26 protein-coding genes and 5 pseudogenes are annotated in these 20,685 nt (G+C 53.7%); 15 read left to right on the plus strand and 16 right to left on the minus strand.

The genetic code is table 11. The features are described 5' to 3' along the window. Positions 1–20: 20 nt before the first annotated feature. From tnpC to ATI45_RS05475, 3 genes are read right to left on the minus strand one after another with little or no spacing between them, the layout of a single operon-like run. Complete coding sequence (gene tnpC, locus ATI45_RS05465) at positions 21–1,733, minus strand: IS66 family transposase (protein ID WP_218926114.1); 1,713 nt, start codon at positions 1,731–1,733, stop codon at positions 21–23. After that, entirely contained in the window at positions 1,708–2,028 is a 321-nt protein-coding gene (tnpB, locus tag ATI45_RS05470) for an IS66 family insertion sequence element accessory protein TnpB (protein ID WP_018405611.1), read from the minus strand. Before tnpB ends, tnpC begins: the two co-directional genes overlap by 26 nt. After that, positions 2,025–2,489, minus strand: a complete 465-nt coding sequence (locus tag ATI45_RS05475; RefSeq protein WP_098418612.1) for a hypothetical protein — start codon at positions 2,487–2,489, stop codon at positions 2,025–2,027. The genes tnpB and ATI45_RS05475 overlap by 4 nt, the downstream gene beginning before the upstream one ends. Positions 2,490–2,779: 290 nt before the next feature. Here ATI45_RS05475 and ATI45_RS05480 point away from each other — a divergent pair, with 290 nt between their 5' ends. Further along, complete coding sequence (locus ATI45_RS05480; protein WP_228735937.1) at positions 2,780–3,268, plus strand: hypothetical protein; 489 nt, start codon at positions 2,780–2,782, stop codon at positions 3,266–3,268. 31 nt (positions 3,269–3,299) lie between these two features. Here the strand turns inward: ATI45_RS05480 and ATI45_RS05485 are convergent, their stop codons facing one another. The 3 genes from ATI45_RS05485 to ATI45_RS05495 are packed head-to-tail and all read right to left on the minus strand — an operon-like array spanning position 3,300 to position 6,282. Then, a complete protein-coding gene (locus ATI45_RS05485) occupies positions 3,300–4,298 on the minus strand; it encodes a site-specific integrase (protein ID WP_098418613.1) in 999 nt (332 codons plus the stop codon). Beyond that, entirely contained in the window at positions 4,295–5,224 is a 930-nt protein-coding gene (locus ATI45_RS05490) for a tyrosine-type recombinase/integrase (RefSeq protein WP_098418614.1), read from the minus strand. The genes ATI45_RS05485 and ATI45_RS05490 overlap by 4 nt, the downstream gene beginning before the upstream one ends. Next, a complete protein-coding gene (locus ATI45_RS05495; RefSeq protein ID WP_218926115.1) occupies positions 5,221–6,282 on the minus strand; it encodes a site-specific integrase in 1,062 nt (353 codons plus the stop codon). Before ATI45_RS05495 ends, ATI45_RS05490 begins: the two co-directional genes overlap by 4 nt. A 346-nt stretch (positions 6,283–6,628) precedes the next feature. Between ATI45_RS05495 and ATI45_RS05500 the strand changes: the two genes are divergently transcribed. After that, complete coding sequence (locus ATI45_RS05500) at positions 6,629–7,711, plus strand: Mu transposase domain-containing protein (RefSeq protein WP_228735938.1); 1,083 nt, start codon at positions 6,629–6,631, stop codon at positions 7,709–7,711. Then, entirely contained in the window at positions 7,704–8,066 is a 363-nt protein-coding gene (locus tag ATI45_RS05505; protein ID WP_228735939.1) for an ATP-binding protein, read from the plus strand. Before ATI45_RS05500 ends, ATI45_RS05505 begins: the two co-directional genes overlap by 8 nt. A gap of 241 nt (positions 8,067–8,307) precedes the next feature. Here ATI45_RS05505 and ATI45_RS05510 read toward each other — a convergent pair whose 3' ends face one another. Further along, positions 8,308–9,603, minus strand: a complete 1,296-nt coding sequence (locus tag ATI45_RS05510; RefSeq protein ID WP_098418616.1) for an IS4 family transposase — start codon at positions 9,601–9,603, stop codon at positions 8,308–8,310. 91 nt (positions 9,604–9,694) lie between these two features. On the opposite strand from ATI45_RS05510, the gene ATI45_RS05515 reads away from it, so the two are divergent. Together ATI45_RS05515 and ATI45_RS05520 are read left to right on the plus strand one after the other, a co-directional pair. Then, positions 9,695–10,126: an ATP-binding protein gene (locus tag ATI45_RS05515; RefSeq protein WP_228736050.1), complete on the plus strand. Its 432-nt coding sequence runs from the start codon at positions 9,695–9,697 to the stop codon at positions 10,124–10,126. Continuing rightward, positions 10,123–10,308: a hypothetical protein gene (locus ATI45_RS05520; RefSeq protein WP_007348139.1), complete on the plus strand. Its 186-nt coding sequence runs from the start codon at positions 10,123–10,125 to the stop codon at positions 10,306–10,308. The genes ATI45_RS05515 and ATI45_RS05520 overlap by 4 nt, the downstream gene beginning before the upstream one ends. Before the next feature lie 24 nt (positions 10,309–10,332). On the opposite strand, the gene ATI45_RS05525 is transcribed toward ATI45_RS05520, so the two are convergent. Beyond that, entirely contained in the window at positions 10,333–11,493 is a 1,161-nt protein-coding gene (locus ATI45_RS05525) for an ATP-binding protein (protein ID WP_098418617.1), read from the minus strand. Beyond that, positions 11,490–12,752, minus strand: coding sequence for a metallophosphoesterase family protein (locus ATI45_RS05530; RefSeq protein ID WP_218926116.1), 1,263 nt, complete (start codon positions 12,750–12,752; stop codon positions 11,490–11,492). The genes ATI45_RS05525 and ATI45_RS05530 overlap by 4 nt, the downstream gene beginning before the upstream one ends. 106 nt (positions 12,753–12,858) lie before the next feature. Here ATI45_RS05530 and ATI45_RS22600 point away from each other — a divergent pair. The 4 pseudogenes from ATI45_RS22600 to ATI45_RS22605 form a co-directional block, all read left to right on the plus strand. Then, positions 12,859–13,072, plus strand: a pseudogene (locus tag ATI45_RS22600) (transposase-like zinc-binding domain-containing protein); the annotation flags it as partial. Between the two features lie 23 nt (positions 13,073–13,095). Beyond that, a pseudogene (locus ATI45_RS05535) lies at positions 13,096–13,230 on the plus strand (ATP-binding protein); the annotation flags it as partial. Positions 13,231–13,448: 218 nt separating this feature from the next. Further along, a pseudogene (locus ATI45_RS05540) lies at positions 13,449–13,622 on the plus strand (transposase); the annotation flags it as partial. Between the two features lie 41 nt (positions 13,623–13,663). Then, positions 13,664–13,777 (plus strand): annotated as a pseudogene (locus ATI45_RS22605) (IS5/IS1182 family transposase); the annotation flags it as partial. A gap of 14 nt (positions 13,778–13,791) precedes the next feature. Here the strand turns inward: ATI45_RS22605 and ATI45_RS05550 are convergent. Beyond that, positions 13,792–14,226: a type II toxin-antitoxin system VapC family toxin gene (locus ATI45_RS05550; RefSeq protein ID WP_098418618.1), complete on the minus strand. Its 435-nt coding sequence runs from the start codon at positions 14,224–14,226 to the stop codon at positions 13,792–13,794. Then, positions 14,223–14,453 (minus strand): type II toxin-antitoxin system VapB family antitoxin, encoded by a 231-nt coding sequence (gene vapB / locus ATI45_RS05555; RefSeq protein ID WP_098418619.1) that lies wholly within the window; start codon positions 14,451–14,453, stop codon positions 14,223–14,225. Before vapB ends, ATI45_RS05550 begins: the two co-directional genes overlap by 4 nt. A gap of 252 nt (positions 14,454–14,705) precedes the next feature. On the opposite strand from vapB, the gene ATI45_RS05560 reads away from it, so the two are divergent. From ATI45_RS05560 to ATI45_RS05570, 3 genes are read left to right on the plus strand one after another with little or no spacing between them, the layout of a single operon-like run. Next, positions 14,706–14,951: an AbrB/MazE/SpoVT family DNA-binding domain-containing protein gene (locus ATI45_RS05560; RefSeq protein ID WP_098418620.1), complete on the plus strand. Its 246-nt coding sequence runs from the start codon at positions 14,706–14,708 to the stop codon at positions 14,949–14,951. Continuing rightward, on the plus strand, positions 14,948–15,355 hold the full coding sequence (locus ATI45_RS05565; RefSeq protein ID WP_098418621.1) for a PIN domain-containing protein: 408 nt from the start codon (positions 14,948–14,950) through the stop codon (positions 15,353–15,355). The genes ATI45_RS05560 and ATI45_RS05565 overlap by 4 nt, the downstream gene beginning before the upstream one ends. Continuing rightward, positions 15,352–15,930: a hypothetical protein gene (locus ATI45_RS05570; RefSeq protein ID WP_098418622.1), complete on the plus strand. Its 579-nt coding sequence runs from the start codon at positions 15,352–15,354 to the stop codon at positions 15,928–15,930. The genes ATI45_RS05565 and ATI45_RS05570 overlap by 4 nt, the downstream gene beginning before the upstream one ends. A gap of 251 nt (positions 15,931–16,181) precedes the next feature. Here the strand turns inward: ATI45_RS05570 and ATI45_RS23280 are convergent. The 3 genes and pseudogenes from ATI45_RS23280 to ATI45_RS05580 form a co-directional block, all read right to left on the minus strand. Continuing rightward, positions 16,182–16,327 (minus strand): annotated as a pseudogene (locus ATI45_RS23280) (IS66 family transposase); the annotation flags it as partial. A 166-nt stretch (positions 16,328–16,493) separates the two neighbouring features. Beyond that, on the minus strand, positions 16,494–17,918 hold the full coding sequence (locus ATI45_RS05575; protein ID WP_098418623.1) for an esterase-like activity of phytase family protein: 1,425 nt from the start codon (positions 17,916–17,918) through the stop codon (positions 16,494–16,496). Between the two features lie 62 nt (positions 17,919–17,980). Next, complete coding sequence (locus ATI45_RS05580) at positions 17,981–18,859, minus strand: hypothetical protein (protein WP_218926117.1); 879 nt, start codon at positions 18,857–18,859, stop codon at positions 17,981–17,983. 235 nt (positions 18,860–19,094) lie between these two features. Here ATI45_RS05580 and ATI45_RS05585 point away from each other — a divergent pair, with 235 nt between their 5' ends. Together ATI45_RS05585 and ATI45_RS05590 are read left to right on the plus strand one after the other, a co-directional pair. Further along, positions 19,095–19,343: a type II toxin-antitoxin system Phd/YefM family antitoxin gene (locus tag ATI45_RS05585; protein ID WP_098418625.1), complete on the plus strand. Its 249-nt coding sequence runs from the start codon at positions 19,095–19,097 to the stop codon at positions 19,341–19,343. Then, positions 19,333–19,623 carry a type II toxin-antitoxin system RelE family toxin gene (locus ATI45_RS05590; RefSeq protein ID WP_098418626.1) on the plus strand — a complete coding sequence of 97 codons (291 nt, stop codon included), beginning with the start codon at positions 19,333–19,335 and terminating at the stop codon, positions 19,621–19,623. Before ATI45_RS05585 ends, ATI45_RS05590 begins: the two co-directional genes overlap by 11 nt. 132 nt (positions 19,624–19,755) lie before the next feature. On the opposite strand, the gene ATI45_RS23015 is transcribed toward ATI45_RS05590, so the two are convergent. Further along, complete coding sequence (locus tag ATI45_RS23015) at positions 19,756–20,016, minus strand: recombinase family protein (protein ID WP_267283854.1); 261 nt, start codon at positions 20,014–20,016, stop codon at positions 19,756–19,758. Next, positions 19,973–20,239 carry a recombinase family protein gene (locus ATI45_RS23020; RefSeq protein WP_267283855.1) on the minus strand — a complete coding sequence of 89 codons (267 nt, stop codon included), beginning with the start codon at positions 20,237–20,239 and terminating at the stop codon, positions 19,973–19,975. Before ATI45_RS23020 ends, ATI45_RS23015 begins: the two co-directional genes overlap by 44 nt. Positions 20,240–20,485: 246 nt before the next feature. Between ATI45_RS23020 and mads1 the strand changes: the two genes are divergently transcribed. Next, positions 20,486–20,674: a methylation-associated defense system helix-turn-helix domain-containing protein MAD1 gene (mads1, locus tag ATI45_RS05600; protein ID WP_098418627.1), complete on the plus strand. Its 189-nt coding sequence runs from the start codon at positions 20,486–20,488 to the stop codon at positions 20,672–20,674. Positions 20,675–20,685 lie beyond the last annotated feature (11 nt).

Here is a 20,685-nt window from a genome sequence, read left to right on the forward strand (position 1 = left end):
GACCTACCTGGAGGGCGCGCTCAGGCGGCCTTGACGTCTTGACTGCTGTGGCTTTGATAGGTCCACGGCAACCAGCTCTGCGGACTTTGCCTGGCTTCGCTGGCATGGCGCTGGACGCTGCGCAGGTAAATCAGCGGATTGATCCCGGCTGCGGCACAGGTTGCAATCACTGAGGTGATCACATCGGCGATGGCCGCACCGGCGGCGCTCTTGAAGAACATGGCGTTCTTGCGATTGCGGATCGGCAGCTTGAGACCACGCTCCATGCGATTGTTGTCGAGCGGTGCCCCCTCATGGCGGCAGAATGCGCTGAGTCCGTCGAAGTGCTTGTTGAAGTAGTTGACCGCCTGGCCAAAGCTGCTGTTGGCTTCGGCGGCGTTCGCGGCCAGCCGGTCTGCGCCATAGCGGCGGATGTCTTCCATCACCGGAAGTGAGTGCTCGCGGTGATGGGCCAGCCGCTGCGCGGCCGTCATCTGCTGCTCAGTCGCTTCAGTGTCGTGTTGCCAGATCAGCTGGTAACGCGTCAGTACCGCCTCCGCCTCTTCAGGAAAGTGCACCACCAGATCGGCAAAGTTGCGCCGGCCGTGTGCATTGCACAGGGCGATGCGCAGCGGGGTGCGGCTGACATGATTGGATGAGAGCGCATCACTCATCACCAGCGGCGGCGGGCTGCCGTCACTGCGCAGGCGCAGGACATCGTCCAGTAATTCACCGGCATGGCTGAGCGATGTCTGGTACAGCACCAGGGGCGGACCGTCACCTTGCTCGGCAATCATGCCGGAGGTATGAATGCCGGAGCGCAGTCGCTCACGGCCGTCATGGCGACTGCGTTTCATGACCGGCTTCTGATCCAGTATCCGGTTCCCGGTATCGTCGATATGATACAGCCAGGCGTCGGCGGCCAGCTTGAGCAGGGTGTCATGCACCGGCTTGAGATCATTGGCCAGATGCTCGCACTGATCGAAGATCGTCGAGGCTGTCATTGGCACGCCCAGGAGCTGATTCAGGGTGCCCTGACGGTAAAACGGGTGGCCGGCGAAGTACTTGTTCATGGCCATCAGGGCTCTGGCGCCGTAGCCGTACTTCTGGCCTCGCCCGCCGTCCTGCAGAACAGAGTCTGGCAGTGTGGCCGTGATGAAGACACCGCAGGCGTTGCAGCGCAGGCGCTCGGCCACGTGCTGCACAGCATTGAACGGTGGCTGACTCTCAATGCGGACGAAGCTGGCCGGATCGTACTTGTAGAGCTTGCCGGTCTCGCATTCAGGGCAGTCGTCGCCCTTGCTGACGTCTTCGAGCGCATGATGTTCGACCGTCGGTGGCACCGCCTCGACAGCCGGTGGTTCGGCCGAGGTGGCCGGACTGCGTGATGAGGCTTTGCGTGATCCGCTCTTCCCAGTGGCGGTGCCCAGCAGACTGCTGAGCTTTTCTGAAGCATCGACCAGGCCGGCCAGCTTCCGCAGCTTGTGCAGGCCGACTCTCTTGGACTTGATGCCAGCCTGCAGCTTCGCCAGCGTCATCAGCGCATCGAGCAGCAGCCTGACATCTTCAGGTGGTAGGGCCAGATCATGATCCAGCGCATGCTGCACGCGCGTGGTCAGCGCTTCTACCTGCGCTTCGGTCAGTGTTGTGGCACTGGCAGTCATGATCTGTTCCTGTTGTGAGTCTGTTTGAAGGTGTTGGCATAGCCTACTGAGTTTTCGAACGTTTTCAAGATAATTTCTCGACAGGGCCACGCAGCCATTGCCGCAGCTGCGCCGCCTCCAGCACGGTCAGCGCACTGCCTGCGGCCGGCCAGCGGGTAAAGCGGCCTTGCGAGAGGCGTTTGGTCATGAGCCAGAACCCGCTGCCGTCATAGCAGAGCACGCGGACCATGGTGCGGCTTTTGTTGGTGAAGACGAAGCGGGTATCACCGCGCGGATCCTGTCTGAGCTGATCACGGCACAGGGCCACGAAGCCATCGATGCCGCGACGAAAGTCAGCCGGCTGCGCTGCCAGCAGGATGCGGCTCGAGCTGGTCAGCAGGATCATGCGGCCTCCGTGGCGCAGAGCGCCAGTACCAGCGCACTCACCTGAGCAGGACTGCAGGCCCCTTCGATCGTCAGCCGCTGGCCTGATGAGGTCGAGAGGGTGAAGGTAGGGACAGTGATATCGGTTTCGGTTTCGGCTATCGCCTGTTCAAGCGGCACGAAGGTTGGTGCTGATACACATGAGCGTGTCACTGTCTGTGGAGCAGCGCCCCGACGTGTCGTTGCTTGCGCCTGCAACTTCGGCGACCAGGTGTTCAGCATGGTGTAGCTGACGCCGAGGGCTTTGCTGACACAGACCCGCGAGGATGCCAGTGCCAGCGCGACGGCCCTGTCGCGCAGTGACTGAGGCACGGCAGCCCGCTGGTGTGGTCGTTGCGCACGCCAGCGCGTGAAGTCTGCGGCCAGCGAATCGAGCCGCCTCTGGAGCTGAACGGTATCGTTGACGGGGGTTAGTGGAATCATGACTGCCTCCTGATAGGGTTGAGGCATTCATTGAATCAGAAGCTCAGCAGGAAGTTGCGCTATGCTGCCGTAAGCTCACGATGTACTCAATGCGCAACGAAAAAGTCGTAAAAGGGTGATCCCGCCGCTAAAACACAGCACCTTTATGGTCTGCCATCATTGTGGTGAGGTCTGTAGTCCCTTTTTACGACATGATTTTTTACGCGGGACGATCTTTAAAGAACGACTGAGGTGTTAAACCATCTTACGGCAGCATTTAGATCCGACGCTTAGTGAATAAGGCAGGATTAATGACCATAAATAAAGACATGGAAGCAAAGATATTGCGCTATCACTTTGTGGAGAAATGGCGCACCGGCACCATTGCCACGCAATTAGGTATTCACCATAGCGTGGTTGACAGAGTGCTGTCCCAAGCGGGCTTGCCTAAAGTAGAACGCACTGAACGCACGTCTATTCTGACGCCCTATTTGCCCTTCATCATTCAAACCTTGGAGACTTACCCCACACTCACCGCCGTGCGCTTGTATGAAATGGCGAAGCAGCGCGGTTATCCTGGCGGGCCCAGTCAGTTTCGCCACCGTATTAGCGAGCTTAGGCCTCGTAAGCAGCCCGAAGCGTATTTACGCTTAAAGAGCTTACCCGGGGAGCAAGCACAGGTCGATTGGGGGTTATACCGAGCTCGGCATAACCCCCACTATGCCGACCACCGGACTATGCCGAGTGGTTTCATTTTCCCTCATTGCTTACCTGCATCGCCTGGGATTGAAGCAAGATAGGCAAGCACCAGCTCGACATAGTCCTTGGCAGTTACAACGACTTAAGAAACTCGAGCAACGTATCATCCGGTTGATAGCGACAGGGTCGTCCGGTATGTGGCGCTACCTTTTCCAACATTTTTTCTTTCATTGCCAAATCTGCTTCTAGGTAGATCTGGGTGGTTTCGCTGGACTCATGCCCCAGCCATAGGGCAATGACGGAGGTGTCAACACCAGCGTGTAGCAACTCCATCGCTGAGGTGTGACGAAGTACATGCGGCGATACGCGCTTCGTTTGCAACGAGGGGCATAGGTGACAAGCCACGGTGACATGTTTCGCCAACAGATATTGAACGCCATCGTTACTCAGGCGACCGCCGCTGCGATTGGGAAACAGCACACGCCCATCACCTGGCATCGGTTGTTTCATCCAGGCTTTCAATACAGCCCTCGCTGTTTTGGTCAATGGTGTACAACGCTCTTTTCTCCCCTTGCCCATCACATGGACATGCGCACCCGTGTTCAGGCTAACATCCTGGTGCGTCAGCCCGGTTAATTCCGATACGCGTATCCCTGTTTGCACGGCCAGAAGAATCCATGCATGATCTCGGCGGCCTGACCAAGTGCTTTGATCAGGCGCCGCCAGCAACGCATCGACTTCCGGTCGCGTCAGATAATTAACCTGTACATGAACGCAGCGTTTGGCAGGAATCGCCAGTATGCGCTGGATTTGCGCGGCGTGATCGGGCAACTCGTAGGCGATATAGCGGAAAAAGGAACGAATGGCGGTCAAGCGGAGATTGCGAGTCCTGGCCGTGTTTTTCCTGTCGTTTTCAAGATCATCCAGAAAGGCGCTGATCAAAGGTGCGTCAATGTCTTGCACGGATAATCTGGCAGGCTCTGTTGCCAGTCGTTGATGGGCAAACTGCAACAGCAACCGGAACGTATCGCGATACGACGCGATGGTGTGGGGACTGGCATGTCGCTGTTGAATGAGCCGATCAGTAAAAAAGCGCGTGAGGAGCGTGGGAAAGCCGGCATTGGTCTTCATGACGTCTGCTCCCAATGATGCTCCAGACGATCCCTCGCTCCCTGCATCAGTGCGGGGCAGGCAGACAGATACCAGTAGGTATCGCGCGTTTCAACGTGCCCCAGATAGGCTGACAGTGTCGGCAGGCAGCGCTCCACGTCATGCCCATCGTGATACCACATGACCAAAGTTGACAGCGCGAAACGATGGCGCAGATCATGCATGTGTGGCCTGCGCTGTTGGGTTGCTCGGGTTGAAATGATCGACGTCATCAAATGATTGAAGTGATATCTTGCACAGTCGTAACCCAACTGGCCCCGTTGTCTGCTCACAAACCAGAAGGGCAACGGGCGTCCCGCCAGCGCTTTTTGTCTCGTCTCTTTATAAGCCGCCAAAACCCAGACCGTCGTCTGGTGCAGCGGTATCAGGCGAGACTTTCCAAATTTGGCGCCGTGAATCGTCAGCACACCGATGTCAAGATCGACGTCGTCCACGGTGAGATTCAGCGCTTCCCCCACACGCAACCCTGACACGCTCAACAAACCAAAGAGACAATGCAGTGTTTGGTTGAGAAAGCGATCCTTCAGGGTAAGTTCCAACGTGGCCTGTAACAGGTGCACGATGTCGTCATCCGTAAAAAAATACGGCGTCGGTCGCGAATACTGTAGTGGTAACAACTCACACGGTGGAATCTCTGACCGTGAATCCAGCGCCCGGCAATAGCGTGCGAAACCCCGCACCATACTCAATCTTCTTGCCCACCGTGCCGGTTGGACCGATGCTGGCCGGGTGGCCCAGGCAAGAGCCAGTTCTGTCGAAATGGCGTCTTGATGTTGCTGCTCCATAAAGGAAGCAAAGGACTCAAGTGCAGTGCCTTCAGAGTGAAGTTTGTAGCCCAACCCGCGCCTCAGGGCCAGGTAATCCTGTAAAGTATGATGCCAGTTCATTGCGCACCTCCCGGCCAGGCCATGCTGATCGAGCGCAAGGCATCTACGTCAACCTTGGCGTAAATATTGGTTGTCTTGGGATGCTGGTGCCGTAACAGGCTGCCTATCTCTGTCAGACTAGCTCCCTGTCGCAACATCTGTGTCGCCAGCGCGTGGCGAAACTGATGCGCGCCTCGGGTGGGTGTATTGACGCCAGCACGGCGCACGGCTGCGTTCACTATCGTTCCAATCGTCTCCTGACCACCAAGACCTCTGATCGGTGCCAGTGCCCGCAAGAACAGCGCGCGATCTTTGCAATGGGGTCGACCCTGTCGGAGGTAATCTGCCAACGCTTCTCCGACCTCCGTGGGCAGAGGTAAGCAGGCACGTTGATCGCCCTTGCCACTGACCGTAATGCTGCCACCTTCCCAGTCGATGCTGTCCAACGTGAGCGAGACTATTTCGCCCGAGCGCAGACCCAGGTGCACCAGCAGCATCAAAATCGCGTAATCGCGTCGCCCCATGGGTGTATCACGGGGGCAATGTGCCAGTACCGCTTGTATGTGATCCTGAGAAATGGCTCTGGGAATGGCCGTCATGGACCAGGCGGCGACTGAGGGAACGGCCTCAACAAGATCAGCGCTGATATCGCCACGATAAACGACGTAACGAAGAAACGCGCGTAAGGCATTGGTCGCCACTTTTGCACGTGCCGTGCTGAGATGAGCCGACTGGTGATGTATAAACCCGATGATATCGGCGCCAGACAAGGCAGAGAGACTGAATGGTCCTTCTGCGAAGCATTCTGTCAAAAAGCACTCTACAAACGGGCCGTATTGCTTGAAGGTCTGGTGCGATAAACCTCTGTTGTTGAGAAGATAGCCGCCAAACTCATAAACCACCTGCTGGATTGGCGTTCGATCAACAGGGTCGTCGGGCGGTCGAGCGATACCCATGTGTTGCAAAAACCGAATCACGTGACGCAGCGTGGCGACATCACCTCGTTCAATGGCATACGGGTGATGGATGCATTGAATATATCGCTCTGCATGCGCGTGTATGACGTCACTTGCGGTCACACTCTGGGCCTGAAGCCAGCCACTGAATGATGCAACGACTCGAATCTTTGCGCCGATATACCGTCGACAGTACCCTTGCTCAACGAGGTGATTCGCGAAGGGTTCGAGATGGTCAACCAAAGGGCCTGCTGGTTCTTGCTTTAACGTCCAAACTGCTTGTATTACGTGTTTCATTACGTCTCTCCTGCTAAATAGGTGGGTCCAGCAGGAGCCATTCTATGCCGAGTAAACGAGGCGCATATCGCTTTGTAGAGTGCACAAGAAATAGAGACTCGGCATAGTCCGGTGGTCGGCATAGTGGGGGCACTTCGGGCACCTACAAATCGGCCAGGCAAAGCGCGCATTAATGGCGTATGTGATGGTGTTGAGTTGGTCAAGGCAGATATTTTTACAGTTTTATGTCAATCAGCAAACAGCCAGTTTTTTACGCGGGCAAGTGGCGGCGTTCGAGGCATTTAACGGCGTGCCCAAGGTCTGCCTTTTTGACAACATGAAAACGGCGGTGCTTGAGCGCAATGGCAGCGCTATTCGATTCCACCCTGCGCTGCTCGATTTATCCAGCCACTATCACTTCGAGCCTCGGGCCGCTGCGCCGGCCAGAGGCAATGAGAAGGGGCGAGTGGAAAGAGCCATTCGCTATATCCGCGATAACTTTTTTGCCGGTCGTCATTACTCATCGCTTGAAGATTTAAATGCGCAAGCGGATGAGTGGTGTAAAGGCACAAGCGCAGAGAGGCGCTGCCCTGAAGACCCTCAACTCAGCGTAGGAGAGGCCTTCTTGCAAGAGCAACCTGGCTTATTGGCACTGCCAGACAACCCCTTCGATACGCGTGAGCATGTGGTGGTGCGCGCACAAAAAACACCTTACGTCCGGTTTGATAGCAATGATTACTCGGTGCCTCATCAGCACGTCCAAACATCCTTAACCGTGAACGCCTGCCTAAAAGAGGTGCGTATTATTAGTGGCACGAATGTTATCGCGACTCATTTACGCAGTTTTAGCAAAGGCGAACAAATAGAAAACGAAGCGCACGTGAACGCTTTATGGCTGATGAAAACGAACGCCAAACAACATCGCGCACAAGATAGGCTGTGCCAAATATCCTCCCATGCACATCCGTTACTGCAGCACATCATTGACCGAGGCCATGCGCTGAAAGGCGCCGTGAATCGCTTAAACCAATTACTGGATGATTATGGCGCCACTGAATTGCATCAGGCCATGGGCGAAGCCATCGAGAAAAACGCACCTTATGTAGAAGGCGTCGCACAGATCCTAGAATACCGCAGAGAAAGGCGTCAACAACCGCCACCCATTGCGGTGAGCGTGCCCAATAAAGTGAAGCAATACTGCGTCAAGCCCGCCAACCTGACTCATTATGACGCGCTGAGCACGGTAGAAATGCAAGGAGATGATGACGATGAATGAACATGAGACCCTTAAAGCCCAGGCATCTGCCCTTAAACTGCATGGCTTGCTCAGCCACTGGAATGAATTAACGCCCGAGCAAACACCCTGGCTGGCAGAACTATTAGCGTGGGAAATAAGCGAGCGTAAACAGCGCTCACTTGAGCGCAGATTAAGCAGTGCCAAACTCGGTCGGTTTAAATCATTAACCGAATTCGACTGGCAATGGCCAGCAAAAATAGACCAACAAGCAGTGCACCGTGTCATGCAGCTCGACTTCATTCAGGACCCAAGCAACATCATCCTCATTGGCAGTAACGGTGTGGGCAAATCGACCATCGCGCAGAACGTAGGCTATCCAATGTCATCAACTTAAGCCCCAGAAGTCCATTATGATCCTCTGAGTCACCAAGATTGCCAATCGTGAGACAGCCTATTATTGAATCGACAGGCGATTAAAATCAGAGCCTAACCCGAAATCAGCGCCAAAGACCGTCAATGGTGTATTTGCCGGTGTGTCAGAGCGGTTTAAGCGTTATTCAGGGCGAGAACCATTCGACCGGTGGCCGGCACAGTCTGTCAGGAAGTCTTGTTATACGCCGCCGGGGTGGTGTCGGTCAGCGAGTCGGCTTGTACCCTTCACAGCCTTTGGTGGCCAGTCGTTTTCGGCGTCGTGGGCTACTTCGCCCGGGACGCACTGCACTCAAGCTGTTACCCAACAGGCGCCACAGGTTATCCAGGGCCTCACAGCTGGGCCTCACCAGAAGGGCGACGAGGGTATGCTTCAGGCGGGATACGCCCTGGGTGAAGTTAGCCTTCCAGGCCAGTTTCCGGTGTGCGGTTTTGCGCTCAATGTCGGGCTGCTGTAGGGCCTGCATCAGCAGGGCCAGGTTCTTGAGCAGTTGGCAGGCGTGGATGTCCTGCTGTACGGCACAGACCGTCCGGCCACTGACGTTTTCCAGGCTCAGGGTTTGCTTAAGCCGGCGGTAGTCGGTCTCGATGCCCCAGCGCCGTTGGTACAGGTCGGCAAAGAGCTCGGCGGGGAAGGCCCCGGTGTCCAGGAGTGAGGTGGCCAGCACTTCCGTTTCCCCGGTGGGCAGCGTCACCCGAATCAGCCGGATCTGGAGGGCCGTGTCCGGATCAACGCCGGACTGCCTACAGACCTGTCGGGATAACCCGTGCCGGCACGTCATCGAGACGGTGTCGTCGTCTTTTCCAGAATCCACAAACGCGCGGACTTCTCGGGAATGGGTCAGTGTCAGGCGCATCAGGAATTGCTGTTCACAGCGCTGTAGCTCGGAAAAGAGCCAGTGGGCGGGATAGCCCCGATCAAACAGAATCAGACTGTGGTCAGGAGCATGCTTCAGGTGCATGCTGGCACAGCCCCGCTCATCCACATCCGGCGTGATCAGGAGGGTGTGCAGAGCCTGATTGGACAGCAGGTCTTGCAGGACCGACACTCGGGCCACCGGCAACCCTTTGTGGGTACCAAAGTGCTTGGCCAGTGGGTCTTCCAGCGGCAAGTGCATGCTGGAGCCGTCCACGGCCAGCAGGCGCAGGCCCTGCCAGGTCTTGTGCAGCCCCAGCTCATCCATCTGGGCTTGCAGGGCGCTGTTGAGAGCCTCAAAAACTGACGCGCTGAGCTTCTGGCGGGCTTTGCTGAAGGCTTGTGCGGTGACCACCTGGGTTTCAAAGGCCGAGCCATTGAGCGCCTGAAAGAAGGCATCCAGTTCGGTTTGCAGGGCGCTTTTGGGCTGATTCAGCAGAAACAGGATCAGATTGCGGAAGGTCAAATGGCGTTTGCGGGTAAAGTGCTTCGGATGGGTGCGATGCTGGGCAATAAACTCGGGGCAGCTCAGTAAGCTGGTTATTTTATGTACAATTTTCGGAAAGAATGTCGGTTGGGTTGTCAAACGTTGTTTTTTTATTGTGCTCCATAGGGCATTTCCTCGTTGATGGTTGAGCTCTAATTATATGATATTTTTGGGGAAATGTCTTAAGTTGATGACATTGGTAGGCTATCAGGCGGTTATGCAAGGACACACCGTTCTATTCACTTCTGCCGCCAACATGCTTAACGATTTAGCGGCGCAAGATGGTGATAACGCACTTCGACGACGATTAGCTCATTACAGCAAGACGACGTTACTCATCATCGATGAAGTGGGCTACCTGTCCTACAGCAATCGCCATGCCGACTTACTGTTTGAAATCATCAACCGCCGTTATGAGAAAAACGCGACCCTCATCACAACGAATCGGCCGTTTAGCGAATGGAATGACGTGTTCCCGAATGCAGCCTGCGTGGTATCGCTAATCGACCGCTTGGTGCATCACAGCGAAGTGATTGCGATTGAAGGAGACTCTTATCGCATGAAAGAAGCACAAGAGCAGGCATTAGCACGGGGAAAAGTTAAAAGAGGAAAGACAAAATGAAAGTGCTGAAAATTACCACCCATTGGACAACAGAAGAAGCGGCATGTGTTCACGAAGCGCTCGACACGTTACAAACCGCTATCTGGGAAAGTTACGGCAAAGATATTACCGGAATGTACAGACATATTGCCAACGAACAAAAGGAAAAAAGCGAGCAGTCTAATGCCGGCATGGACTTCTAAGGACTAAGGCATCCAACTCAACGGCTATTGAAAAATGGCAATAAACGTCGTTTTATCGCCATTTTTAAACTGCGGCAAATAACAGCGGATCTTCACCGGCGCTAACACCAGTTCCTGTTGCTTCTGCTCGACGGCCGACCGACTTGCCCTCCATTGCTCAAGTGCCTCACTGTAACGATCCCTTTGTCGGTCCAATGCCTCCACGCTTTCTTGGGCTTCGAGAACCTGATGGTCAATGTCGAACCCAGCCAACTCCCCGTCGCTTATGCGAATGGCCTCTTCCAGAGTCGAAATGTCGAGCGTGGCACGCTTGATTCCCTGTTGTGCCGACAGTCTGCGGTCACGGATATCACTGCTGAGATCGGGTAAATGCGCAAGCTCATCCAAGGATCGTCGAAACCCGTCAATTTTGCCCAACGTTGGTAGGGCCGCCCGCAATTTCTGCGCTTGAGCAAGTTCCCGACGCTGGTTTTCCATATCTTCAAGCAGGCGTTCACGATGTCGTTTCGCGTCGCGAAAACTCTTATCCTTCTCGGCCCACACAGCTGGTTTGACCTGGCGCTGCTTTAGCTCTTTAGCCAGCTCAGATAACCTTTTTGCCGATTTATTAATCTCTCTAGTGGATGCACGGGGCGTAAAGTATTTGCCGGCTTCGCCCGCCAAACTAGCAAGAATCGACTTAAGGCCAACGGTGCCGGCGCTTGCCTCAAACAATGCACTGCCGAGATCGCCCTCACCATTGACCAGTTGCCTGCCCCCTTCCTGGAGCCGGCTGTGATCAATTCCGTACATCTGCTGGAAATCCTGACGCGAAAGTCCTGCTTCCAGTAACGCGACCAGTTCGACGTCTGCGTCCTGCTCTAAAGCGTCCGGCGCATTCGGATCAAAGATTTTCAGGTCGCCCTTTCGCTTTTTCAGGCGCCTGACTCCGACTTCTGTCCCGTCCGGACGTTCCATCACGGCGGAGACGGCCAACTCCTGTGAGTTGTGAATGAAGTCCATGCTGGTTGAATGTGGAAATCCGAATCGCAGATCTGCCAAGGCGTTGAGCGTTGTAGACTTACCCGCTTCATTTGGCCCGTAGAGCAGATGCAGATGGCCCGCAGAGCCCTGCTCCGGATAAAAATCGATCTCTCGGTCTGTAAAGACCCCGTAGCGATCCAGGATGAGTTTTTTGATTTTCACGGCCGAGTACCTCCTGCACTCAAGCTTGCAAGGATGGTCGCTTCCGCATCTGTGAGCAGCCCTTCAAGCCCCCTTTCTCCCAAGAGCACCTCCAGATCTCGCAGATCAGACGGCAGAACCGCCAAACACTCCTTCATCTGATCATTCATAAACTGCTTAAGCGTATCAGGATCCGATTTGATGTCGTCCACAAGTCTAACCAACTCACCCACCGCATCATCCCGCCGTGCCTCGTGTTCGCGATCGATAATTGGGCTCAGTTGATTAATCACTTTTTCTACCCAGACTTGCCCCGCGGAAACCTCAAAACTTGCCGCTTGTACCGTTGCGCTGAGCACTCCTGGAGTCTGGGCTTCCTTCTCGTTCAGTCGACTTTGCCCTATCAAAATGATCCGCACCGCCAACAACCGATCCTGGCCTTGGATCGCCAGCGCCTCCAAGCACCCGATCACCGCCTCCTTCAACCCAACGTCATCATCGATACCGGTGAGATCCAGTGTCGTTCGGTGCCACCGCACAACATCCAGCTCAACCGGCTCACTAATGACAGTGCCATCCTCTTTAACCGTGACCAGATCACATCCCTTGGCGCCGGTTTCTCGAGCGTGCCGCCCCTGGATGTTGCCCGGAAAAACAATGCGCGGAGATTCGCTGACCACTTCCCGAGCATGAACGTGTCCCAGAGCCCAGTAGTCGTAGCCTTTCTCCGTCAGGGTTTGCTCAGACGTTGGTGCATATTCGGCATGGCCGGGCCGGCCGGTCAGACTGGTGTGCAAAATACCGATATTGAAATGACCGTCTATAGGCGCCGGATAGTCGGGTACCAGATCTTCAGGCACATGGCGCTCAGGAAAAGAACGTCCATGGATGGCCACCCCTTTATCTTCAAGACGTCGGGTCTCCGCCGTGCGACTAGAAAAAACATGTACGTTGTTGGGTAGCGGCAGACGCTTCGTCATTCCACCTTCCGAATCATGATTACCGTGCACAATAAAAACGGGAATATCTGCATCGTTCAACTTCTGCAATTCCGATACGAAGAACAGTCCCGTCCTGAAATCCCTCCAGTCACCGTCAAAAACGTCCCCAGCCAACAGCACAAACGCGACACGCTCTTCAATCGCTAAGCCAATAAGATTCTGGAAAGCGGCCCGGGTGGAATTTCTCAGTTCCTCAACCGGTGCGCCTTCGTATCGATCCAGTCCTGTTAGTGGTGAGTCAATGTGAAGGTCGGCGGCGTGAATAAATTTAATTGGCACTTTTAAACGCTCCTGTATCTATGTGGCCATGTTGTTATCGATTGTTGGCGCATTTACACATTACTGTATGAGGTACTGTATATCTAAATTTTCTCTGGAACCCGCGATGAAGCGAACAGAGATCAACGCCATTGAACTGTTACTGTCCAGCCTCCCTATTGAGCGCAAAAAATACTGCGCGAATCAAATTCTTGGGCAGATTGAACGCTCAAGCTGACACTCTAATCGAAATGGCAAGCCCTCATCTTCTATGCCCTCACTGCGGCAATGAACACCCAGTCAAACGGGGGCGTTCTGGTGGCTTGCAGCGGTATCGATGCGATATCTATCCTGACAGAGGGGGCCCATCGATCAGTGGTATGCCGCCATTGGTGACAACACCCTGGCCGACGCCATCCTGGATCGGCTGATGCACAACGACCATCGCTGGGCTCTGAACGGAGAATCAATGAGAAAAAGACTTCAGGATATTGACTGAACGTGAACACCCGGGGTAAAAACCTTGGTGGGTAATGCGTTAAGAAAAAAGGTGTTCACGTTCAGTCGGAATGAGTGTTCACGTTCGCCGGAATATGCAGGAAGTTTTCACCGCTTGCGATCGATGCTTTTGTGCTCATGCTGAACTCCTGGTCAGAAAGCTTTAGATCGATGATATCAGAATGCCCGCCCTTGCTCCTGAGCGTGACGCCACCCCTTCGCAGTCTGGAAATCAAACCAAACATGCTGGGGCGTTGGATTAAAGAGCATGAATCGGTCGATGGACAGGCGTTCAGAGGGAACTTCAAACTGACTGCTGAACAGTTGGAAATTCGTCAGTTGCGAGAAGAGAATCACCGCTTGAAAATGGCGAAAGACATCTTAAAAAAAGCGACGGTAGATTCAACCTGGAGAAGAACGGTCTGATACTGCGTGAAGTCAGTATCGTGGACGCCAGCATCATTTCGGCGCTGAGCTTCACCAAGAACGAAAGTGGTCAGCGCGATCCAGAGATGTACCAGACCCAAAAGGGCAACCAATGGTACTTCGACATCACTCGCGCTCAGTGGGCTGAATCGAATGAACTTTCAACCCAGTTTTCGTAAATAAGGCCAGTAATACGGCTAAATCCACGCACATTGTTTGTTACCAGCGTACAGCCCGATGCGATGGCATGCCCCGCAACGGCTGTATCGTTAGGGCCAATGGGTGTGCCGGCATTCATCAATAATCGCATGGCTTCGACGGTAGCGTCGACTGCCCGGTGATCCCACGGCAACACGGCATCCAACCGTTCTACGAACTCATCCACTAGCGTCTTGTGCTTGGTTGAAGCTTTTTTGCCGATCTGACCATAACGCATTTCAGCGTAGGTGATGGCTGAAATAACAACCCGGTTGCCCTGCTCAACTTCGACGATTAGCCGTTGAATCACCGAGGCCGGATGCTCCCGCATTATGAAAGAGCAAATGCAAGTATCGAGCATGTAGGTCATCAAAAATTGAACCTGCCTTCGTCATTTACGACCACTGAACGCTCTTGCAAGAGGCTAGCATCAGCCTTCGGCAGCTCAGAAAAGGAGGCCCAGGATGGGCGAGCAGGACGCAGAGTGATCACGTCGCCTTCCCGTGAAATTTCAAGCTCTCCTACGCCTTCGTAGGCCATGTCGGCGGGAAGACGAACAGCCTGGTTCTTGCCGTTTTTGAAAATAGAGACGGTGCGCATTTTTAGCTGCTCCTACATATATGTGTCACAAACAATGTAGCGCTGAGCTCTTGCCTATGCAAGGCATATGCATACTTTTGTATTTTCACGGAATTAGCGTGAATCTGACCATTAGCTCAACCCTTTGTCCTGAGCCTGATGTCGCAGCTGTCAAGATGTGTAAGCGAGAGGGTCGCTTACAGATTGTCTTACGATTAGTAAGACGGTATACTTTGAGTGTGGCATGAAATCATTCAGACAGGAGATTGCGAAATGATCAGGGGTGAATCAACAGTCAGTGAAAAAGGCCAGTTAGTCATCCCTCGGGAGATCCGACACGCACTCGATGTTCAGAGGGGGGACAAGCTGGCATGGGTAGTGGAGGATGACGGCACGCTAAGGGTAACAATAGCCAAGGGTGACCTGATGGCGCTCAAGGGTCGGATCAAGAGTGGTGGGCGTTCTGTATCTATAGAGGAAATGGACGACGCTATTAAGTCCGGAGCTGTCAGCGAATGAAGGCTTTGGATACCAATGTTTTGGTTCGGTTTCTGGTCGATGCTGAAGGCGACCCCGAGCAGCACGTCATCGCTGCGGATTTCATCGAGACTCACTGCACCGCAGACTCCCCGTGCGCCGTTTCAACCATTGCGCTTTGTGAGTTGGCCTGGGTTCTGCAACGAGCATACAAAGTATCAAGAGCGGATATAGCCGACCAAATCGCCGCACTGCTTGATGCGCAGCAATTGGCGGTAATGGACAGAGAGTTGGTGCGTCGTGCCGTAGTCGATTACCAAAAATCCAATGCCGACTTTCCGGACCATCTAATTGCTTGGTTCGGGAAAGCCGCCGGGGCAGATGAGACAGCTACGTTCGACAAGAAAGCCGGGAAAACACCGCTTTTCCAATACATCGGCAAGTGAGTTGCTATTACCCAGCCAACCAAATTCAAGAATTGTTCGGCAGCTTAAAAAACATAGCAGACACCGCACGAGACAATCATCTTCAGCTTGCTAGAGATATTCAAGAGCGGACTAGTCATTATCAGCATGTACGCTCAGGACGGCCCAAGAACAGGTTCAACGTGAAGCGAACGGCGGTCGGTCAAACGTTAGTACAGCGTTACGGTTTGATCGTCACCGAGACTGAAAAACAGGTGACTGTGCCGCCGCAGAACCCGGCGACACCGGCACAGATCGCCGCTGCGTTGTACCGTGGCAGTTGTGAAAAGTGGCCTACAGCGCACTTCACAGTCAGCGATGAAGTCGCCGATCAGCTAATTAAAATGACAGTGCAGGACAACCGCTCAGACGTTGTGAGCTTCGATAACATTGCGCAAAATGGACGCCTGCTAACAGCCCAGAAGTCGCATGAAAGGCAAACGCAGGAGCCTGAGCGAACAATAGTCATGCAAGAACAGCAGGGCTTTGATAACGAGAGCGGCCATCAAATCGATGACTTTGTCGATGACAAGCCAGGCGGGCCAAGTTTAGGTTGAATTGGTTTTTTCTGTTATTTTTTTCGTTAGGGTCTTTGAGTGGGTTTCCGTTCATGCCCTATAGCTGACTCGGATGTCTGGCTGATGCGACACCTGCCAAGTGGTGTGACTACCAGGGAGAGGTCTGGTCTTACCCCTCTCTTTTTTCTACGTTCACCATAACCGCGATTATGCGCAGTGGATAAAACTGCTTACCCTAAAGTCTGTCTGTAAACGCCGTTAAATCGACCCACTTGTCCTCAGTCGATCTGCGGCACTTTGCCCGCCCGTGATGGGTCGCATTCAAATAGAACCGACGGTTGCCCCGGCGGACCGCCGCGGGTGACCCACATCCATTTGTCCGATTGGGCTGTTTTGCCGTCTTCTTTAGGACGTATATTCGGGATTCATCGGCCCGCCAGTTTCCACCGTTCTGATACTGCTGGTGTTGCCAGCGTCCTATGGCATTCTGGAGAACCTTGGCTCAGCCAAGGTACCCGCCCCGGACCAGTAGCTATATTATGTATAGCTTAGAGGAACCATAAACCCCCTGTTCGTGATCGGATTGATTCAAATTTGTTTCATCAATCCGTACTAAGATTGGCCTCAACAATAAACAGCCTATTGCCATCCACTGTATTGGTGTCCAACATCTTCTGCTCTAGTTCACCCCCTGTCGCCCAGGTAGCAAAGTCGTCGTCGTTGAGTACTCCCAGATGCTGATCATCGATAACCCACAGCCCTTCCATTTTGTCGTGGGAATAGCTGACTCTCGAGACCATGTCGACGACCAGTGACTTGTTCACCGGAACAATCCCCGCGCTCCTTAGGGCGCTCCAGCCTTGCTCCAGAACAACCTCTTCCATGGTCTTTCCGGCCAGGGTCAAGCCCAGTTCAGCATCCTGAGCCAAGTTGCCGCCGGTTGCGATCGATTCTAGATTGATGCCGGAGGCAATATCAACGCGATAGACCTGTTTCTGGGCACTCGGTGTCGCTGCCCCGGCACCATTGGGGCCGCCATAAAGGAAGCTGCCGTCTCGCTCAATCACCAGAAACTCATTAGCGCTTAGGGCTACAATCTCTGAATTTGAGTTCTGGTTTTTTTCCTGACGGTAGAGGTATTGGCCGATTTTGCCGGACTCTAAGTTCACCGTCACGATACGGGTGATGTCCAAATCCTTCACTGTGCTGTTCGGGTTGTACATGGTTGACTGCATAATGCCCACCAAGGTTTTCTCGTCCGGCGTGACAGCCAGCCCTTCCATACCCCGGTTGGCCCGACGGTTTGCAAATTCTGCCGGAAGATTAATGCTGACCCGATCATCGTCAGCGAACGGGTTGATACGATCAATCTCGCGGCCTGATGCATCGAAGTGCACCACGTGCGGACCGTACTCGTCGCTGACCCAGAAGCTGCCGTCTGACAGCGCCACCAGACCTTCACCGTCTAGGCCGTAGTCATCCAGCCGGAGCGGATTGGTGGATTCATCATAGGGCTGACTGTCATCCTCTAGGATCGGCTGACCATCAGCGTGGTATGGGGTTTCGCCAGTTCCACCGAGGGCGGAGCTGTTAGGCAGGCCACTAATCTCAGTGCCATCGGGACGCTTGAGCAGTACAGTTCTGACTAACTCGATCACCCCGTCCGCCTTAACTTCGAACAGGCCAATGCGCGGAATATAGTCCGGTGTTGGGAAGGTTTTACCCTTGCCAAAATCACCGGTAAAGTTAGCGTTCGGTCCCCGATCAGTCAGTGCATAGAAGCGCGCTGAATCTGAAGGGTGTGCCGTCATCGCCGACCCAAAACCACCATTACGTATCTCAAAGGTTTGCTGGGACTTACCATCCACCAGATCATCCCGAAGTACACTGTAGGGCAAAAAAGCACCTTCTGCCGGGAAGCTGTCGAACACGGAAGCCGTGGCGTTATCAGTGTCGTCGTCATCGCTGCAGCCTACCAGCAAAGAAGAGGCCAGTAGGGAGGCCAGCAGAAGTTTATAGCTGTTCATTCATTGTTTCCTTGTCGAGTTATTGGGTGCAGGTTGGCGCCGTCCGATACCTGAAATGCCAGTTATGGACAGAAGGCAGGATTGAAACCGTATACAAAAGCTGTCTTGGTCTGTGAGTCGGGCGAAACCCAAGAGGACAGGGATTTGAGTGCCTCAAAGGACCTGATCGCCCGGCTCACCACCTTACGGGTGTAGTCGGCGGAACCATCTTCATAGCGGAATGACAGCTCGCCAATCAAAGGTGCCTGTGCCCCTAACGGCACGCCTTGGTACCAGAGGGTAACGCTTATCTGCGCATCGTACTGACCCAAGTCGATTTCCGTACCACGGTAGACGTGTTCACGAACCACCAGGTTGCCCACTAGTGACAGGGACTGTGAGTCCGAGAGACCATAATCGACCTCGAAGCCGGGAAAATGGTGGTTTACATCCTTGATTTCGTTTAGATTCCGCGTATTAGGCGCCTTGGTAGAATGACCATATACCACCTTGAATGGGACGACGGATGTGGCCCCTATATCAGCTTCCAACTTGGTTTCGGAGCCAGAAGTGGTGGACGAGAGGTCTTCATAATCGGAAATGTAACGGTCGGGGCTCCGAAACTTGAGAGTTACTTCCGACTGGCCATTTTCCACTCGCTCACGAAAAGAGTAACCCAACTGACGAAGTTCGCAGGAGCCTTGAGTATCGAAAAAGCGTACATCTCGCTGCTTTGCCAAAACGGGGCTCCCGGAAACGTCACGAGCAATGGCCGATTCGATCGCAGCTTCTGCAGCGGCCAGTAGCTGTCCAACCGCTACCGCTTCATTCTGGTATGTGAACTGACTGGCATCCAGCATCAGCTTGTATTCGCGAGAAGTGACATCGGGATTTGCCAGGGCCAAGGTGCTGAACAACGTAGTGGCGAAAAAGCCCGTAGTACGACTGCAAACGGTCATCATAATCTCCCTGAACCGACCATGGCGGCCATATTTCCATCGCCTATATGGCACTACACTCGCGGCTGCCAACTCTTAAGTGACTTAATGCTAGCGAGCAAACATGACATTTTGCTTACATTTAGACGACTACAGAGCAATGTGTCACCGCCACAGTAATACTGGCCCACTAGGAGGTGCGGGATTCGAGTATCTCTGATACCCTAAGACCTGTTAATAGGTCTTAGGAGGTATGTTTATGACTCACCCCATTTATACCGAAATCACGGCGAGTATCTCTGAATTGAAGAAAAACCCAATGGCGGTCGTGGGCGCCGGAGAAGGTTTTCCGATCGTCGTTCTAAACCGAAACAAACCCGCATTCTACTGTGTGCCAGCGGATATCTACGAGGCCATGCTGGAGAGACTGGACGATCAGGAACTGATTCGTTTAGTGGAGTCGCGACGATCTGAGCGTGGTATTCCGGTGACCCTGGATGCACTCTAAGTATGCCCTGGAGTTCAAACCATCTGCGCTGAAAGAGTGGAAGACGTTAGCGCCGGTGCTGCAAGAGCCGTTCAAGAAAAAGCTGAAACAGCGGCTCGACGATCTCCACGTCCAGCCTGACGCCTTATCCGGCCTGGTAAACGGCCACAAAATTAAACTGCGCAGCGCAGGTTACCGGTTGGTCTATGAAGTCGAAGACGACCGCGTAGTGGTCACTGTTGTCGCCATTGGTAAGCGAGAGCGTGGTGAGGTTTACAGCCGGGCTCACCGGCGAATGTGAGCGTCCGATCGAGCCAACATAATGGGTATTATGCGCAGTGACTGGTGAGCAAAACTCAGGGCGTCATTTTAAATTAAATACGCAGATTTAGGAGGAAGCCAGTTACCTTCTCACCACATTATTTTATTCCAGTCAGTTTGAGTCTAACAGGATGGCCGCAGCCTTCTTCACATCAGTGTCTAACATGGCCGGTTTTCGGCCACCTTTTTGCTTTCGGGCCTGGGCTGCCTTCAATTCGGCTATCGTCCGTTCCCGAATCGGATCGTGTTTAAGCTCAACCAAAGCACCGAAGATGTGGAACACCAGACGGCCACCGGAACTGGTGATGTCGATGGATTCCGTCAATGACTTAAAGCCGATTTCTCGATGATGGAGTTCCTGGACTATCTTCAACCAGGTCTTTTACCGAACGGGCCAGCCGATTCAGCTTCCAGACACCTTTCCGGAGCATGCGGAGGCACTGCGACAAATCGAGTCGTTCTCTTAGTTTGCCGGCAAACTTTTCCTGAAAGATCTGCTCAGCTCCAGCTTTCTCCAAAGCATCCACTCGGAAATCCGAATTCTGATCTTGGGTGCTGACCCGTGCATAACCTATGAATCCAGAATTACCGTGCATTGACGTTGGACAAAGTGGGTGGGCGCCGCAAAGTCATTGGAAGTGCCGGATGGGTGTAGCCGCCACAGCAAACAACTAACACGCGCCAGATAACGGAATTTCCACAGCTGCGGCATTTCTAAATTTCCCCTGTATCCACATTATTACCTCTGCCATAATCAGGCGAAATCGGATTAAAGTGGGTCAAAACCGGCATGTTCACCGGTACAGTTGAATCACAATCTAGGGAATCTCAAGGTACGAAGCATGAGCGAGATAACAGATCGATGGCTCTCCATCAGTGAGATATCCCAGTACCTGGGAGTCTCCAGCGATACTGTCTATAAGTGGATAGAGCGCAAAAGTCTTCCAGCTCACAAAATCGGCCGGCTGTGGAAATTCAAGAAAGAAGAAGTGGATGAATGGGTTCGGTCTGGACAGTCTGCGGAAAAGTAGGGATTACTAAA

Origin of the sequence: Marinobacter sp. LV10MA510-1, assembly GCF_002563885.1 — a bacterium.
GTDB lineage: Bacteria > Pseudomonadota > Gammaproteobacteria > Pseudomonadales > Oleiphilaceae > Marinobacter.

What these genes read in the sequence shown, in the direction of transcription:
- ATI45_RS05485 (WP_098418613.1), bottom strand. Translation starts at nt 4,298, where the DNA reads ATGAAGACCAATGCCGGCTTTCCCACGCTCCTCACGCGCTTTTTTACT.
- ATI45_RS05585 (WP_098418625.1), top strand. Translation starts at nt 19,095, where the DNA reads ATGACTCACCCCATTTATACCGAAATCACGGCGAGTATCTCTGAATTG.
- ATI45_RS05505 (WP_228735939.1), top strand. Translation starts at nt 7,704, where the DNA reads ATGAATGAACATGAGACCCTTAAAGCCCAGGCATCTGCCCTTAAACTG.
- ATI45_RS05575 (WP_098418623.1), bottom strand. Translation starts at nt 17,918, where the DNA reads ATGAACAGCTATAAACTTCTGCTGGCCTCCCTACTGGCCTCTTCTTTG.
- ATI45_RS05565 (WP_098418621.1), top strand. Translation starts at nt 14,948, where the DNA reads ATGAAGGCTTTGGATACCAATGTTTTGGTTCGGTTTCTGGTCGATGCT.
- tnpB (WP_018405611.1), bottom strand. Translation starts at nt 2,028, where the DNA reads ATGATCCTGCTGACCAGCTCGAGCCGCATCCTGCTGGCAGCGCAGCCG.
- ATI45_RS05480 (WP_228735937.1), top strand. Translation starts at nt 2,780, where the DNA reads ATGACCATAAATAAAGACATGGAAGCAAAGATATTGCGCTATCACTTT.
- ATI45_RS05500 (WP_228735938.1), top strand. Translation starts at nt 6,629, where the DNA reads ATGGCGTATGTGATGGTGTTGAGTTGGTCAAGGCAGATATTTTTACAG.
- ATI45_RS05520 (WP_007348139.1), top strand. Translation starts at nt 10,123, where the DNA reads ATGAAAGTGCTGAAAATTACCACCCATTGGACAACAGAAGAAGCGGCA.
- ATI45_RS05590 (WP_098418626.1), top strand. Translation starts at nt 19,333, where the DNA reads ATGCACTCTAAGTATGCCCTGGAGTTCAAACCATCTGCGCTGAAAGAG.
- ATI45_RS05475 (WP_098418612.1), bottom strand. Translation starts at nt 2,489, where the DNA reads ATGATTCCACTAACCCCCGTCAACGATACCGTTCAGCTCCAGAGGCGG.
- ATI45_RS05515 (WP_228736050.1), top strand. Translation starts at nt 9,695, where the DNA reads ATGACATTGGTAGGCTATCAGGCGGTTATGCAAGGACACACCGTTCTA.
- ATI45_RS05490 (WP_098418614.1), bottom strand. Translation starts at nt 5,224, where the DNA reads ATGAACTGGCATCATACTTTACAGGATTACCTGGCCCTGAGGCGCGGG.
- ATI45_RS23020 (WP_267283855.1), bottom strand. Translation starts at nt 20,239, where the DNA reads ATGCACGGTAATTCTGGATTCATAGGTTATGCACGGGTCAGCACCCAA.
- ATI45_RS05560 (WP_098418620.1), top strand. Translation starts at nt 14,706, where the DNA reads ATGATCAGGGGTGAATCAACAGTCAGTGAAAAAGGCCAGTTAGTCATC.
- vapB (WP_098418619.1), bottom strand. Translation starts at nt 14,453, where the DNA reads ATGCGCACCGTCTCTATTTTCAAAAACGGCAAGAACCAGGCTGTTCGT.
- mads1 (WP_098418627.1), top strand. Translation starts at nt 20,486, where the DNA reads ATGAGCGAGATAACAGATCGATGGCTCTCCATCAGTGAGATATCCCAG.
- ATI45_RS05580 (WP_218926117.1), bottom strand. Translation starts at nt 18,859, where the DNA reads ATGATGACCGTTTGCAGTCGTACTACGGGCTTTTTCGCCACTACGTTG.